Here is a 15737-nt window from a genome sequence, read left to right as displayed (position 1 = left end):
TTGCCCTCCCTATAGTCAGGTTATCTGAGCATCGTTAGCAAAATAACGGCATTACATAGGAACGGTTATGGATCAAAAACGACTTACCCACCTGCGGCAACTGGAAGCGGAAAGCATCCATATCATTCGTGAGGTGGCCGCCGAGTTTTCTAATCCGGTGATGATGTATTCCATCGGCAAAGATTCCAGCGTAATGCTGCATCTGGCGCGTAAAGCGTTTTATCCGGGCACGCTGCCGTTCCCATTGCTGCACGTTGATACCGGCTGGAAATTCAGCGAAATGTACGAGTTTCGTGACCGCACGGCGAAAGCCTACGGCTGCGAACTGCTGGTGCATAAAAACCCGGAAGGGGTGGCGATGGGTATCAACCCGTTTGTCCACGGTAGCGCCAAGCATACCGACATTATGAAAACTGAAGGGCTGAAGCAGGCACTGAATAAATACGGTTTCGATGCCGCGTTTGGCGGTGCTCGTCGTGACGAAGAGAAATCGCGTGCCAAAGAGCGTATTTACTCTTTCCGCGATCGTTTTCATCGCTGGGATCCTAAAAATCAGCGCCCGGAGCTGTGGCACAACTACAACGGGCAGATTAACAAAGGCGAAAGTATTCGCGTCTTCCCGCTCTCTAACTGGACTGAACAGGATATCTGGCAGTACATCTGGCTGGAAAATATCGATATCGTGCCGCTGTATCTGGCGGCGGAGCGTCCGGTGCTGGAACGCGACGGCATGCTGATGATGATTGATGACGACAGAATCGATCTGCAACCCGGTGAAGTGATTAAAAAACGCATGGTGCGTTTCCGTACGCTCGGTTGCTGGCCGCTGACAGGCGCGGTGGAGTCGAATGCGCAGACGCTGCCGGAAATCATCGAAGAGATGCTGGTTTCAACCACCAGTGAACGTCAGGGCCGCGTGATTGACCGCGACCAGGCGGGCTCCATGGAGCTGAAGAAACGTCAGGGGTATTTCTAAGGAGCCGCCATGAACACGACACTTGCACAACAAATTGCTAATGAAGGCGGCGTTGAAGCCTGGATGGTTGCCCAGCAACACAAAAGTCTGCTGCGCTTTTTAACCTGCGGTAGCGTGGATGATGGGAAAAGTACCCTGATTGGCCGCCTGCTGCACGACACGCGTCAGATTTATGAAGACCAGCTTTCATCGCTGCACAATGACAGTAAACGTCACGGCACTCAGGGCGAAAAGCTTGATCTGGCGTTATTGGTTGACGGCTTGCAGGCCGAGCGCGAGCAGGGCATCACCATCGACGTGGCGTATCGTTATTTCTCTACCGAGAAGCGTAAATTTATTATTGCGGACACTCCCGGGCATGAGCAGTACACCCGTAACATGGCGACCGGTGCGTCGACCTGCGACCTGGCGATCCTACTGATCGATGCGCGTAAAGGCGTGCTGGATCAGACTCGTCGTCATAGCTTTATCTCCACGCTGCTTGGGATCAAACACCTGGTGGTGGCGATCAACAAAATGGATCTGGTGGACTTTAGCGAAGAGACATTTAACCGCATTCGTGAAGACTATCTTACTTTTGCTGAACAACTGCCGGGCAACCTGGATATCCGGTTTGTGCCGCTCTCTGCGCTGGAAGGCGACAACGTGGCTTCGCAAAGCGCCAGTATGCCGTGGTACAGCGGTCCGACGCTGCTGGAAGTGCTGGAAACCGTTGAGATCCAGCGCATTGTTGATACTCAGCCGATGCGCTTCCCGGTGCAGTATGTGAACCGACCGAATCTGGATTTCCGTGGTTATGCCGGAACGCTGGCCTCCGGTAGCGTGAAGGTCGGACAGCGCGTCAAAGTGCTGCCGTCCGGCGTTGAGTCAAGCGTGGCGCGGATCGTAACCTTTGATGGCGATTTACAGGAAGCGCATGCGGGTGAAGCGATCACCCTGGTGCTGAAAGATGAGATCGATATTAGCCGGGGCGACCTGTTACTTGATGCCGGTGAAACGCTGCCGACAGTACAAAGCGCAGCTGTTGATGTGGTGTGGATGGCGGAACAACCGTTGTCGCCAGGGCAGAGCTACGACATAAAAGTCGCAGGTAAGAAGACCCGCGCACGCGTTGATAGCGTGCAGTATCAGGTCGATATTAATAACCTGACCCAACGTGACGTTGAAGCGCTACCGCTGAATGGCATCGGTCTGGTTAATCTGACTTTTGATGAGCCGCTGGTGCTGGATACCTATCAGCAGAATCCAGTTACGGGCGGGCTGATTATCATTGACCGCCTGACCAACGTTACCGTTGGCGCGGGACTGGTGCGTGAGCCAATCGTCCAGGAGCTTGCCACAGCTTCTCAGTTCAGCGCGTTTGAGCTGGAGCTTAATGCACTGGTGCGTCGCCACTTCCCACACTGGGGTGCGCGCGATCTGCTGGGAGGAAAATAATGGCGCTGCATGACGAAAACGTCGTCTGGCATGCCCATCCTGTTACACCGCAACAGCGGGAACAACGCCACGGTCATCGTGGTGTTGTGCTGTGGTTTACCGGGCTGTCAGGTTCCGGTAAATCCACGGTAGCAGGGGCGCTGGAAGAAGCGCTGCATAAGCTAGGGGTGAGCACCTATCTGCTGGATGGCGATAACGTGCGTCACGGTCTGTGCAGCGATCTTGGGTTTAGCGATGCCGATCGCAAGGAGAATATTCGTCGGGTTGGTGAAGTGGCTAACCTGATGGTCGATGCCGGCCTGGTGGTGTTGACTGCGTTTATCTCTCCACATCGCACCGAGCGAAAAATGGTTCGCGAGCGCGTGGGCCAAGGGCGTTTTATTGAGGTTTTTGTCGATACGCCATTAGCAACGTGCGAAGCTCGCGATCCAAAAGGGCTGTATAAAAAAGCGCGAGCGGGGGAGTTGCGCAATTTCACCGGAATTGACTCGGTTTACGAAGCGCCTGAATCGCCAGAGATTCATCTTGATGGTGAACAATTGGTAACAAATTTGGTTCCTCAATTATTAGACCTGCTGAGGCAGGAAGATATTATCAGATCCTGAGACACCCGAGCTTGCATGCCCGGTCAGTCACGGTCACAGGATTAGATATGCGTAACAGCCATAACATTACTATTACAGAGTCAGATACCTTCGCTGCCGACGACGAAACTACCTGGTCACTCCCAGGAGCCGTGGTCGGTTTTGTCGCGTGGTTGCTGGCGCTGGGATTCCCATGTCTGATGTATGGCCCTAACACACTGTTTTTCTTCCTCTATACCTGGCCCTTTTTCCTCGCGTTGTTGCCCGTGGCGATTGTCGCGGGTATTGCCCTGCATTCGCTATTGAAGGGGAGATTGCTGCTGAGTATTGCCTGTACCCTGCTGGTGGTTGGCGCAATGTTTGGCGCACTGTTCCTGTGGCTACTGGGTTAGGCATACGTCCTTTCACGCGATCGCCGCTGTTGTTCACTGTCTGGCCATAATTCAAACCGTAACCAACAATGAGATTATGTTCTCCTTACATGGGGTATACGTAACAACGGGCAAATGTGGTACATTTGCCCGCGTTGTCGCGGCATTCCCGTCCGTTGATGTAAAGTTGTCAGCGGAGTTTATGGGATGTTGATGCCGTTTTTCAGGGGGCAGGATGGGTAAACTTACGTTGCTGTTGCTGGCTTTATTAGTCTGGCTACAGTATTCGCTGTGGTTCGGTAAGAACGGCATACATGACTATAGTCGCGTCAACGATGATGTTGCGGCGCAGCAAGCTACAAACGCGAAACTGAAAGCGCGTAACGATCAGCTTTTTGCCGAAATTGACGATCTCAATGGCGGGCAAGAGGCTATCGAAGAGCGCGCGCGTAACGAACTCAGTATGACTAAGCCAGGCGAAACCTTTTATCGTCTGGTGCCTGACGCGTCTAAACGCGCTCAGACTGCAGGGCAAAACAATCGATAAACCGTCCAGGGATTTAACATGGCAGCCACTTTAATGGACGTTTGCGCCGTGGTGCCGGCTGCCGGGTTTGGCCGCCGAATGCAAACAGAGTGTCCTAAGCAGTACCTCTCTATTGGCAATAAAACCATTCTCGAACACTCGGTTGATGCGCTGCTGGCTCATCCCCGGGTGACGCGAGTCGTCATCGCTATTAGCCCAGGCGACAGTCGCTTTGCCCAACTTCCACTCGCAGCGCACCCGCAAATTACCGTGGTGGATGGTGGCAACGAGCGTGCCGATTCTGTCCTTGCCGGTTTGCAAGCCGCAGGTGAGGCCAGTTGGGTACTGGTACATGATGCCGCGCGTCCGTGCCTGCATCAGGAAGATTTATCTCGTTTGCTGGCAATAAGTGAAACCAGCCGCATCGGTGGGATCCTTGCCGCGCCAGTGCGCGACACGATGAAACGCGCGGAGCCGGGCCGAACAGACATCGCCCATACGGTCGATCGCACCGATTTATGGCATGCGTTGACGCCGCAGTTTTTCCCTCGCGAGCTGTTGCATGACTGTCTGACCCGTGCGCTAAACGAAGGCGCAACCATTACGGACGAAGCCTCGGCGCTTGAATATTGCGGTTTTCATCCGCTGCTGGTCGAAGGACGCGCTGACAACATTAAAGTCACCCGCCCGGAAGACCTGGCGCTGGCGGAATTTTATCTGACCCGAACTATCTAGATACATCATTCTTCAGGCTGCCTGGAGGATGTTGTGTATATCAGGAGAAGGCATAATGCGAATTGGACACGGTTTCGACGTACACGCTTTTGGCGGAGTTGGCCCAATTATCATTGGTGGTGTGCGCATCCCGTATGAAAAAGGATTGCTGGCGCATTCTGATGGCGACGTGGCGTTACACGCGTTAACCGATGCACTGCTGGGCGCGGCTGCGCTGGGGGATATCGGTAAACTCTTCCCGGACACCGACCCGGCCTTTAAAGGTGCAGATAGTCGTGAATTATTGCGAGAAGCCTGGCGGCGTATTCAGGCCAAAGGCTATACGCTTGGTAATGTGGATGTGACGATTATTGCTCAGGCGCCGAAGATGCTGCCGCACATTCCGCAAATGCGCGTGTTTATTGCCGAAGATCTCGGCTGCCATATGGATGATGTTAACGTGAAAGCGACCACCACGGAAAAACTCGGTTTTACCGGGCGTGGGGAAGGGATTGCCTGTGAAGCGGTGGCGTTACTCATTAAGGCAACGAAATGACTGCGTTTGAAGATCTGACGTATCTCCATGGCAAACCACAAGGCCATGGCGTTCTGAAAGCGAATCCGGAAGACTTTGTCGTCGTCGAAGATTTAGGCTTCGAACCGGATGGCGAAGGCGAGCACATTTTGGTGCGTATCCTGAAAAACGACTGTAATACCCGTTTTGTGGCTGACGCGCTGGCGAAGTTCCTGAAAATTCACGCCCGTGAAGTGAGCTTTGCTGGCCAGAAAGACAAGCATGCAGTCACGGAACAGTGGCTGTGCGCGCGCGTGCCGGGCAATGCAATGCCTGATTTAAGCAAATTTGAACTCGAAGGCTGTAAAGTGCTGGAGTACGCGCGCCACAAGCGTAAGCTGCGTTTAGGGGCGCTGAAAGGTAACGAATTTACGCTGGTGTTGCGTGAAGTGAGCCAGCGAAATGACGTTGAAGCGCGTTTGCAGGCGATTAGCGAGCGCGGCGTACCGAACTATTTTGGCGCTCAGCGTTTTGGTATTGGCGGCAGCAACCTGCAAGGGGCGCTGCGCTGGGCGCAAAGCGATGCGCCGGTGCGCGATCGCAATAAGCGCAGTTTTTGGTTGTCGGCGGCCCGTAGCGCGTTGTTTAATCAGATAGTCAGTGAACGCTTGAAAAAAACAGACTTTAATCAAGTTGTTGACGGCGATGCGCTACAATTGTCGGGACGCGGAAGTTGGTTTGTCGCCACGCAGGAAGAACAGACCGAATTACAGCGTCGCGTCGATGATAAAGAATTGATGATTACAGCGGCATTACCGGGCAGCGGTGAGTGGGGAACTCAGCGCGACGCGCTGGCGTTTGAAGAAGCCGCTATTGCTGATGAAACCGCGCTGCAGTCGCTGTTGTTGCGCGAGAAAGTCGACGCATCGCGTCGTGCTATGTTGCTGTATCCACAACAATTAAGCTGGAACTGGTGGGATGACGTAACCGTTGAGTTACGTTTCTGGCTACCGGCAGGTAGCTTCGCCACCAGTGTTGTAAGGGAACTTATTAACACAATGGGTGATTATGCGTATATTGCTGAGTAACGATGATGGGGTCCACGCACCCGGTATACAAACGCTGGCGAAAGCGCTGCGTGAGTTTGCTGACGTACAGGTGGTTGCCCCGGATCGTAACCGCAGTGGCGCGTCTAACTCGCTGACGCTGGAATCCTCACTTCGCACGTTCACCTATGAAAACGGTGATATCGCCGTACAAATGGGTACACCTACCGATTGCGTCTATCTGGGCGTGAACGCATTAATGCGTCCGCGTCCGGACATTGTCGTGTCTGGTATTAACGCAGGTCCTAATCTGGGCGATGATGTTATCTATTCCGGTACCGTTGCGGCGGCGATGGAAGGTCGTCACCTGGGCTTTCCTGCGCTGGCGGTCTCACTTGATGGGCATAAACACTACGATACTGCTGCCGCAGTAACTTGCCGTATCTTACGGGCGCTGAGTCGCGAACCGCTGCGCACCGGGCGCATTTTGAATATCAACGTGCCGGATTTACCGCTGGATCAGATTAAAGGTATCCGCGTTACTCGCTGCGGTAGCCGCCATCCTGCGGATCAGGTGATCCCACAGCAGGACCCGCGCGGTAATACGCTGTACTGGATCGGGCCGCCGGGCGAAAAGTGCGACGCCGGACCGGATACAGATTTTGCCGCCGTCGATGAAGGCTATGTTTCCATTACGCCGCTGCATGTCGATTTAACCGCCTACGGCGCGCATGAAGTTGTTTCTGACTGGTTAGACAGCGTGGGAGCCGACACGCAATGGTAAGCAGACGCGTACACACTCTTCTTGAACAATTACGTGCGCAGGGCATCAGAGATGAGCTTGTTCTCGATGCACTTGCCGCCGTGCCGCGTGAAAAATTCATTGATGAGGCGTTTGAACATAAGGCCTGGGACAATATTGCTCTGCCGATTGGTCAGGGGCAGACGATTTCGCAGCCCTATATGGTTGCGCGGATGACCGAGCTGCTTGAGTTAACGCCGCAGTCCCGGGTGCTGGAAATTGGTACCGGCTCTGGCTACCAAACGGCGATTCTGGCGCACCTGGTGCATCATGTGTGCTCTGTTGAGCGCATTAAAGGTTTGCAGTGGCAGGCGCGTCGTCGACTTAAACAGCTTGATTTACATAATGTTTCTACCCGTCATGGTGATGGATGGCAGGGCTGGCAAGCGCGAGCCCCGTTTGACGCTATCATTGTTACGGCAGCGCCGCCTGAGATCCCAACCGCATTGATGATGCAGTTGGATGAAGGCGGTATTCTCGTCTTACCCGTGGGCGACGAGCACCAGTTTCTGAAACGGGTGCGTCGTCGGGGAGGCGAATTTATTATCGATACCGTGGAGGCCGTACGTTTCGTTCCCTTAGTAAAAGGGGAGCTTGCGTAGATACTGGCTCTGAATACCTGGAGTTTTCCTGGATATTCTGGAATTAGTAAGCGTATCGTGGTCACGTTTCCAGTGCCCAGTCCGATGCCTTGCACGGTGATTACGTCACTGGTTTTAACCAAATTTTCCTGGGGGATAAATGAGCGCGGGAAGCCACAAATTTACCGTTCGCCGCATTGCGGCATTGTCACTGGTTTCATTATGGCTGGCAGGTTGTTCAAATACCTCGAATCCACCTGCACCGGTCAGTTCCGTTGATGGCGGTGCATCAACGAACACCAATTCCGGCATGCTGATTACGCCTCCACCAAAAATGGGCTCGACGTCGACAGTACAGCAAACGCCACAGATCCAGCCGGTGCAGCGTCCGACCACACAGTCAACACAGATCCAGCCTGTTGCGGAACAGCCTGTGCAGATGGAAAACGGTCGTATTGTGTACAACCGTAAGTATGGGAACATTCCGAAAGGTAGCTATACGGGCGGCAGTACCTATACTGTTAAGAAAGGCGATACCCTTTTCTATATCGCCTGGATTACCGGGAACGATTTCCGTGATCTCGCACAACGCAATAACGTTCCGGCCCCGTATGGCCTGAATGTCGGTCAAACTCTGCAAGTGGGCAACGCGTCGGGTACACCGATTACTGGTGGGAATGCCATCACCCAGGCGGATGCAGCACAGCAAGGAGTTGTGACCAACCCTGCACAAAATTCCACCGTTGCTGTTGCTTCGAAACCAACAATTACGTATTCTGAGGATTCAGGTGAACAAAGTGCTAATAAAATGTTGCCGAACAACAAGCCTGCTGGGACCGTTGTCACAGCGCCTGTAACGGCTCCAGCAGTTAGCGCAACCGAATCAACTGCAAGCTCAACGTCAACCAGCTCGCCAATCTCTACCTGGCGCTGGCCGACTGACGGCAAAGTAATCGAAAACTTCGCGGCTACTGAAGGTGGCAATAAAGGGATCGATATTGCAGGCAGTAAAGGACAGGCTATTGTCGCGACCGCAGATGGACGCGTCGTATATGCCGGTAACGCACTGCGCGGTTACGGTAATCTTATTATCATCAAACACAACGATGATTACCTGAGTGCCTACGCCCATAACGATACAATGCTGGTCCGGGAACAACAAGAAATCAAGGCGGGGCAGAAAATAGCTACCATGGGTAGCACCGGAACCAGTTCAACACGCTTGCATTTTGAAATTCGTTACAAGGGGAAATCCGTAAACCCGCTGCGCTATTTACCGCAGCGATAATTCGGCGGAACCAGGCTTTCACGTGCTAGTTCCGTTAGGGATCACGGGTAGGAGCCACCTTTATGAGTCAGAATACGCTGAAAGTTCATGATTTAAATGAAGATGCGGAATTTGATGAGAACGGAGTAGAGGCTTTTGATGAAAAAGCCTTGAGTGAAGAGGAACCCAGTGATAACGACCTGGCTGAAGAAGAGCTGTTATCGCAGGGGGCCACACAGCGTGTGTTGGACGCGACTCAGCTTTACCTTGGTGAGATTGGTTATTCACCACTGTTAACAGCCGAAGAAGAAGTTTATTTTGCGCGTCGCGCACTGCGTGGGGATGTCGCTTCTCGCCGTCGCATGATTGAAAGTAACCTGCGTCTGGTGGTGAAAATTGCTCGTCGTTATGGCAATCGTGGTCTGGCATTGCTGGACCTGATTGAAGAGGGCAATCTGGGACTGATCCGTGCAGTCGAGAAGTTTGACCCGGAACGCGGGTTCCGCTTCTCAACATACGCAACCTGGTGGATCCGCCAGACGATCGAACGGGCGATTATGAACCAAACCCGTACGATCCGACTGCCGATTCATTCATATTGTAAAAGAGCTGAACGTCTATCTGCGTACCGCGCGTGAGTTGTCGCATAAACTGGACCACGAACCGAGCGCAGAAGAGATTGCTGAACAACTGGATAAACCGGTTGATGACGTCAGCCGTATGCTCCGACTCAACGAGCGTATTACCTCGGTAGACACCCCGCTGGGTGGCGATTCCGAAAAAGCGTTGCTGGATATTCTGGCCGATGAAAAGGAAAACGGCCCGGAAGACACCACGCAAGACGATGATATGAAACAGAGCATCGTCAAATGGCTGTTCGAACTGAACGCCAAACAGCGTGAAGTGCTGGCACGTCGTTTTGGTCTGCTGGGGTACGAAGCTGCGACACTGGAAGATGTGGGCCGTGAAATTGGTCTCACCCGTGAACGTGTTCGCCAGATTCAGGTTGAAGGTCTGCGTCGTCTGCGTGAAATCCTGCAGACTCAGGGACTGAATATCGAAGCGCTATTCCGCGAGTAAGCACAAGTTCTATCAAGAAAGGCCAGTCTCATTGGGACTGGCCTTTTTCTATGTTTGTTGCCTGATGGCACTGCGTTTATCAGGCCTACGGGGAGCAGGACTTTGTAGGCCGGATAAGACATTTATGTCGCCATCCGGCAGATTAGTTCATCATCTTACGCACCAGACGTGTGAACTGCTCGCGTTCTTCTTCGCTAAGTCTGCCCAGAAACTCATCATCCACGCTATCGCCTAACGGAGTTGCGCTGGCCAGTAATGCTTCTCCTTGCGCGGTCAAATAAACAAACCGTCGACGCTTATCTGCCGGGTCATGTTCACGCCTGACCAGCTCCCGTTTTTCCATTCGGCTCAGCATTTCCGCAAGGGTTGCTTTGGTACAGACTGCGGCTTCGGTCAGGTCAACCTGCTCAATGCCGGGACGTTCAGCAATGGCGCGCATCACCGCATACTGTGGTTTGGTCAGGTCCGGTAATTCATGTTGCCAGCGGGACGTATGCTGCTGGAAGAGCTGACGTAAAAGGTGAAATGCTTTATTTCGTAACGGCATGAGCGCTCCGGAATTCCTGTCAGTCTCTATCATAGCGGGTTACGCATCTTTTTTTAACAATTGCGGCTTTAGCGATCTGTGCTCGATGGCCTTGCCCGAAATGTTACGTGAGAGTATTTTAACCAAAATGTTCGTACACGAACAAAAATTGAGAGGCTAAATGAGACTGATTGTCGGAATGACCGGGGCAACCGGCGCGCCACTTGGTGTGTCGCTATTGCAGGCGCTGCGAGAAATGCCCGAGGTGGAAACCCATCTGGTGCTGTCAAAGTGGGCCAAAACCACTATTGAACTGGAAACGCCGTACAGCGTCCGTGATGTGTCTGCGTTGGCCGATTATTGCCACAACCCGGCGGACCAGTCGGCAACCATCTCCTCTGGATCGTTTCGTACTGACGGCATGATCATTATCCCCTGCAGTATGAAAACCCTGGCCGGTATTCGTGCAGGCTACGCGGAAGGGCTGGTGGGGCGCGCTGCTGATGTGGTGCTGAAAGAAGGGCGCAAGCTGGTTCTGGTTCCGCGTGAAATGCCGCTTAGCACGATTCATCTGGAAAACATGCTCGCACTTTCCCGCATGGGCGTGGCGATGGTCCCGCCGATGCCCGCGTATTACAACCACCCGCAAACGGTCGATGACATTACGCAGCATATCGTTGCGCGTGTGCTCGATCAGTTTGGTCTGGGACATCCCAACGCCCGTCGCTGGCAGGGTTTACGGCAGGCGCAGAATTTTTCACAGGAGAATGAATAATGGCATTTGATGATTTGCGCAGCTTTTTACAGGCGCTGGACGACCAGGGACAATTGCTGAAAATCAGTGAAGAAGTCAACGCTGAGCCGGATCTGGCTGCGGCAGCCAATGCGACCGGACGCATTGGTGACGGTGCGCCAGCGCTGTGGTTTGACAATATTCGTGGTTTTACCGATGCCCGCGTGGCGATGAACACTATTGGTTCGTGGCAGAATCATGCCATCTCTTTAGGCCTGCCGCCAAATACTCCGGTGAAAAAACAGATTGATGAGTTTATTCGCCGTTGGGATAAATTTCCGGTTACGCCGGAGCGTCGCGCCAATCCGGCGTGGGCTGAAAACTGTGTTGATGGTGATGAGATCAACCTGTTTGATATTCTGCCGCTGTTTCGCCTGAACGATGGCGACGGCGGTTTCTATCTTGATAAAGCCTGCGTGGTGTCGCGCGATCCGCTGGATCCGGACAACTTCGGTAAACAGAACGTCGGCATTTATCGTATGGAGGTGAAGGGCAAACGCAAGCTTGGCCTGCAGCCGGTGCCGATGCACGATATCGCGCTGCACCTGCATAAAGCCGAAGAGCGCGGTGAAGATCTGCCGATTGCCATCACGCTGGGTAACGATCCGATCATCACCCTGATGGGGGCCACGCCGCTGAAGTACGATCAGTCGGAATACGAAATGGCGGGAGCACTGCGTGAAAGCCCGTATCCGATCGCTACTGCGCCGCTCACCGGCTTTGACGTGCCATGGGGTTCAGAAGTGATCCTCGAAGGGGTAATTGAAAGCCGTAAGCGTGAAATCGAAGGGCCGTTTGGCGAGTTTACCGGGCACTATTCCGGTGGACGTAATATGACGGTCGTGCGTATCGATAAAGTCTCTTATCGTACCAAACCGATTTTTGAATCGCTGTATCTGGGGATGCCGTGGACGGAGATTGACTACCTGATGGGGCCGGCAACCTGCGTACCGCTGTATCAACAGTTGAAAGCCGAATTCCCGGAAGTGCAGGCGGTGAATGCCATGTATACCCACGGTTTGCTGGCAATTATCTCCACCAAAAAACGCTACGGCGGCTTTGCCCGCGCGGTGGGGCTGCGCGCCATGACGACGCCGCATGGCCTGGGTTACGTGAAAATGGTGATTATGGTTGATGAGGATGTTGATCCGTTCAACCTGCCGCAGGTGATGTGGGCGCTGTCTTCGAAGGTCAATCCGGCGGGCGATCTGGTGCAATTGCCGAATATGTCGGTGCTGGAGCTTGATCCGGGTTCCAGTCCGGCGGGGATTACCGACAAGTTAATTATTGATGCGACCACGCCGGTTGCGCCGGATAACCGTGGGCACTACAGCCAGCCGGTATGCGATTTACCGGAAACAAAAGCCTGGGCAGAAAAAATGACCGCCATGCTGGCCAACCGTAAATAAGGAGTAGCAGATGATTTGTCCACGTTGTGCCGATGAACATATTGAAGTGATGGCAAACTCGCCGGTAAAAGGTGTCTGGACGGTATATCAGTGCCAGCATTGTCTATACACCTGGCGTGATACTGAGCCGCTACGCCGTACCAGCCGCGAGCACTACCCGCAAGCGTTTCGCATGACGCAGAAGGATATTGATGACGCACCGATGGTGCCGAGTATTCCACCGCTGCTGGCAGAAGATAAGCGCTAATCAACACGCCGGGTGCGGCTTTGCCTTACCCGGCCTACATATAGCGATATTTTGAAGGCCCGATAAGCGTATCACTATCGGGCATTACGGCGTTACACCAGACTCTTCAACCGGTAGATCCACTCCAGTGCCTGGCGAGGCGTTAGCGAATCCGGGTCGAGATTTTCCAGTGCTTCAACGGCGGGCGACGTTTCTTCCGGAGCTGACAGGAGCGACATCTGTGTGCCGTCGACCTGAGTTGCAGCAACATTCGGCGCGATGCTTTCCAGTTCGCGCAGTTTTTGCCGCGCGCGTTTAATAACCTCTTTTGGTACACCTGCCAGGGCAGCTACCGCCAGACCATAGCTCTTGCTCGCCGCACCATCCTGTACGCTGTGCATGAAGGCGATGGTATCGCCGTGCTCTAACGCATCAAGATGCACATTTGCTACGCCTTCCATTTTCTCCGGTAACTGAGTCAGTTCGAAGTAGTGGGTGGCAAACAACGTTAATGCTTTGATTTTATTGGCCAGATTTTCAGCGCACGCCCACGCCAGCGACAGGCCGTCGTAGGTGGAGGTGCCGCGTCCAATCTCATCCATCAGCACCAGGCTGTTCTCGGTGGCGTTATGCAGAATGTTGGCGGTTTCGGTCATTTCTACCATGAAGGTAGAACGACCGGAGGCCAGATCATCCGCCGCGCCCACGCGGGTAAAGATGCGGTCGATAGGCCCGATCTCCACTTTCTGCGCCGGAACGTAGCTGCCGATGTAGGCCAGCAGCGCAATTAACGCAGTCTGGCGCATATAGGTACTTTTACCCCCCATGTTCGGGCCGGTGATAATCAGCATCCGTCGCTGAGGCGAGAGGTTAAGTGGGTTGGCGATAAACGGCTCGGTCAGCACCTGTTCAACCACTGGATGACGTCCCTCGGTAATACGAATACCAGGCTTGTCGGTGAAGGTCGGGCAGGTGTAATTCAGGGTATAAGCGCGTTCCGCAAGGTTGACCAGTACGTCCAGTTCTGCCAGCGCGCTGGCGCTTTGTTGCAAATCAGCCAGGTGCGGCAGCAGCATGTCGAACAGCTCATCGTACAGCTGTTTTTCCAGTGCCAGCGCTTTGCCTTTTGATGTCAGAACTTTGTCTTCGTACTCTTTCAGCTCCGGAATAATGTAGCGTTCGGCGTTTTTCAGCGTCTGGCGACGCACATAGTTAATCGGCGCCAGATGACTTTGCCCGCGACTGATCTGAATGTAGTAGCCGTGAACGGCGTTAAACCCAACCTTCAGCGTATCAAGGCCGGTGCGCTCGCGCTCACGGATTTCCAGTCTGTCCAGATAGTCAGTTGCGCCATCAGCCAGCGCTCGCCACTCGTCCAGTTCTTCGTTATAGCCCGGGGCGATGACGCCACCGTCGCGAACCAGCACAGGTGGAGCTTCCACTACGGCACGTTCCAGCAGTTCACGCAGCTCAGCAAACTCACCCATTTTCTCGCGCAGCATCTGTACGGGGGCACTGTCTACGCTTTCCAGTTGTGCGCGCAGTTCCGGTAATTGCTGGAATGCATGACGCATACGGGCCAGATCGCGCGGACGCGCGGTACGCAGGGCCAGACGTGCCAGGATACGTTCCAGATCGCCGACCTGACGCAGCACGGGTTGCAATTCATCGGTGGAATCCTGTAGCGCGCCGATGGTCTGTTGGCGCTCAGTGAGGACTTTGGTGTCGCGGACCGGCATATGCAGCCAGCGTTTGAGCATACGGCTGCCCATCGGCGTCACGGTGCAGTCGAGTACTGAAGCCAGCGTGTTTTCAACGCCGCCCGCCAGGTTCTGGGTAATTTCCAGATTGCGGCGCGTGGCGGCATCCATAATGATGCTGTCCTGCTGACGTTCCATGGTGATGGAACGAATATGCGGCAGCGAGGTACGCTGGGTATCTTTTACGTATTGCAGCAGGCAGCCAGCCGCGCATAATCCACGCGGGGCGTTTTCTACGCCAAAGCCAATCAGATCCCGCGTGCCAAACTGCAGGTTTAGCTGCTGGCGAGCGGTATCGATTTCAAATTCCCATAGCGGACGACGACGTAATCCGCGACGTCCCTCAATCAGTGAAGTTTCAGCGAAATCTTCGGCATACAACAGTTCAGCGGGATTGGTGCGCTGCAATTCTGCGGCCATGGTCTCGCGGTCGGCGGGTTCGCTAACACGAAAACGCCCGGAGCTGATATCCAGCGTGGCGTAACCATAACCTTTACTGTCCTGCCAGATAGCGGCCAGCAGGTTGTCCTGGCGTTCCTGTAACAGCGCTTCATCACTGATGGTGCCTGGCGTGACGATACGCACCACTTTGCGCTCGACCGGACCTTTGCTGGTCGCCGGATCGCCAATCTGTTCACAAATAGCGACGGATTCACCCTGGTTGACCAGCTTGGCGAGGTAGTTTTCTACCGCATGGTGAGGAATGCCCGCCATCGGGATTGGCTCGCCCGCAGACGCGCCGCGTTTGGTCAGGGAGATATCAAGCAGCTGAGACGCACGTTTCGCATCGTCATAAAACAGTTCGTAAAAGTCGCCCATGCGGTAAAACAACAGTATCTCCGGGTGCTGGGCTTTCAGCTTGAGATACTGCTGCATCATTGGGGTGTGGTTCGTGAAGTCCGTATCAAGTGACTCTTTCATATCGCTTTTGCTCTTTTTTTAATCTTTTTGGGGACCTGGGCAGTCTCACGTGAGCCCCTGGAAACTCACATAAACCCACAAATTTGTCATTCGAAAGCCGCCTGAAGGGCAGTAACGACGAGCGTTGGCTCTACCTGAATGGTCTATCTTATCACCGACAACGACCGAGATTCATCCGTAGGTTTTACCGCTAGGGTGCTGACG

The 15737-nt window shown here is 53.9% G+C and carries 16 protein-coding genes and 1 pseudogene; 15 read left to right on the top strand and 2 right to left on the bottom strand.

Features of this window, described 5'->3' with window-relative positions; all coding sequences use genetic code 11:
- The first annotated feature begins 67 nt into the window (after nt 1-67).
- The 12 genes and pseudogenes from cysD to rpoS all read left to right on the top strand — a co-directional run bounded on the left by cysD (nt 68) and on the right by rpoS (nt 9898).
- Nucleotides 68-976: a sulfate adenylyltransferase subunit CysD gene (gene cysD / locus OGY09_RS12545; RefSeq protein WP_003034152.1), complete on the top strand. Its 909-nt coding sequence runs from the start codon at nt 68-70 to the stop codon at nt 974-976.
- 9 nt (nt 977-985) lie between these two features.
- Nucleotides 986-2413, top strand: a complete 1428-nt coding sequence (cysN, locus tag OGY09_RS12540; protein WP_008785677.1) for a sulfate adenylyltransferase subunit CysN — start codon at nt 986-988, stop codon at nt 2411-2413.
- Entirely contained in the window at nt 2413-3018 is a 606-nt protein-coding gene (cysC, locus tag OGY09_RS12535) for an adenylyl-sulfate kinase (protein WP_032944821.1), read from the top strand. The genes cysN and cysC overlap by 1 nt, the downstream gene beginning before the upstream one ends.
- Before the next feature lie 47 nt (nt 3019-3065).
- On the top strand, nt 3066-3389 hold the full coding sequence (locus OGY09_RS12530; protein WP_020996298.1) for a DUF3561 family protein: 324 nt from the start codon (nt 3066-3068) through the stop codon (nt 3387-3389).
- Between the two features lie 214 nt (nt 3390-3603).
- Nucleotides 3604-3915 (top strand): cell division protein FtsB, encoded by a 312-nt coding sequence (gene ftsB, locus OGY09_RS12525; protein WP_003034163.1) that lies wholly within the window; start codon nt 3604-3606, stop codon nt 3913-3915.
- A gap of 18 nt (nt 3916-3933) precedes the next feature.
- A complete protein-coding gene (ispD, locus tag OGY09_RS12520) occupies nt 3934-4629 on the top strand; it encodes a 2-C-methyl-D-erythritol 4-phosphate cytidylyltransferase (RefSeq protein ID WP_003825722.1) in 696 nt (231 codons plus the stop codon).
- A 55-nt stretch (nt 4630-4684) separates the two neighbouring features.
- Nucleotides 4685-5164, top strand: coding sequence for a 2-C-methyl-D-erythritol 2,4-cyclodiphosphate synthase (gene ispF, locus OGY09_RS12515; RefSeq protein WP_003034167.1), 480 nt, complete (start codon nt 4685-4687; stop codon nt 5162-5164).
- On the top strand, nt 5161-6210 hold the full coding sequence (gene truD / locus OGY09_RS12510) for a tRNA pseudouridine(13) synthase TruD (protein WP_032944820.1): 1050 nt from the start codon (nt 5161-5163) through the stop codon (nt 6208-6210). Before ispF ends, truD begins: the two co-directional genes overlap by 4 nt.
- Nucleotides 6191-6952 (top strand): 5'/3'-nucleotidase SurE, encoded by a 762-nt coding sequence (gene surE / locus OGY09_RS12505; RefSeq protein WP_032944818.1) that lies wholly within the window; start codon nt 6191-6193, stop codon nt 6950-6952. The genes truD and surE overlap by 20 nt, the downstream gene beginning before the upstream one ends.
- Nucleotides 6946-7572, top strand: coding sequence for a protein-L-isoaspartate(D-aspartate) O-methyltransferase (locus OGY09_RS12500; protein ID WP_003034172.1), 627 nt, complete (start codon nt 6946-6948; stop codon nt 7570-7572). The genes surE and OGY09_RS12500 overlap by 7 nt, the downstream gene beginning before the upstream one ends.
- Before the next feature lie 184 nt (nt 7573-7756).
- Nucleotides 7757-8839: a murein hydrolase activator NlpD gene (nlpD, locus tag OGY09_RS12495; protein WP_223849051.1), complete on the top strand. Its 1083-nt coding sequence runs from the start codon at nt 7757-7759 to the stop codon at nt 8837-8839.
- Nucleotides 8840-8901: 62 nt separating this feature from the next.
- Nucleotides 8902-9898: pseudogene (gene rpoS / locus OGY09_RS12490) on the top strand (RNA polymerase sigma factor RpoS).
- 142 nt (nt 9899-10040) lie between these two features.
- Here the strand turns inward: rpoS and OGY09_RS12485 are convergent.
- The gene (locus OGY09_RS12485) at nt 10041-10445 is read right to left on the bottom strand and encodes a MarR family winged helix-turn-helix transcriptional regulator (RefSeq protein WP_032944816.1); all 405 of its coding nucleotides are present in this window, start codon (nt 10443-10445) and stop codon (nt 10041-10043) included.
- 160 nt (nt 10446-10605) lie between these two features.
- Between OGY09_RS12485 and OGY09_RS12480 the strand changes: the two genes are divergently transcribed.
- From OGY09_RS12480 to OGY09_RS12470, 3 genes are read left to right on the top strand one after another with little or no spacing between them, the layout of a single operon-like run.
- Nucleotides 10606-11199, top strand: a complete 594-nt coding sequence (locus OGY09_RS12480) for a non-oxidative hydroxyarylic acid decarboxylases subunit B (protein ID WP_032944815.1) — start codon at nt 10606-10608, stop codon at nt 11197-11199.
- The gene (locus OGY09_RS12475) at nt 11199-12626 is read left to right on the top strand and encodes a non-oxidative hydroxyarylic acid decarboxylases subunit C (RefSeq protein ID WP_032944814.1); all 1428 of its coding nucleotides are present in this window, start codon (nt 11199-11201) and stop codon (nt 12624-12626) included. Before OGY09_RS12480 ends, OGY09_RS12475 begins: the two co-directional genes overlap by 1 nt.
- Before the next feature lie 10 nt (nt 12627-12636).
- A complete protein-coding gene (locus tag OGY09_RS12470; RefSeq protein ID WP_032944812.1) occupies nt 12637-12873 on the top strand; it encodes a non-oxidative hydroxyarylic acid decarboxylases subunit D in 237 nt (78 codons plus the stop codon).
- 92 nt (nt 12874-12965) lie between these two features.
- On the opposite strand, the gene mutS is transcribed toward OGY09_RS12470, so the two are convergent.
- Complete coding sequence (gene mutS, locus OGY09_RS12465) at nt 12966-15533, bottom strand: DNA mismatch repair protein MutS (RefSeq protein WP_008785667.1); 2568 nt, start codon at nt 15531-15533, stop codon at nt 12966-12968.
- Between the last annotated feature and the right edge of the window lie 204 nt (nt 15534-15737).

This window comes from Citrobacter sp. Cpo071 (assembly GCF_030332765.1).
GTDB lineage: Bacteria > Pseudomonadota > Gammaproteobacteria > Enterobacterales > Enterobacteriaceae > Citrobacter > Citrobacter portucalensis.
Note: the sequence above shows the minus strand (reverse complement) of the source record. Positions and strands in the feature narration are given on the sequence as shown.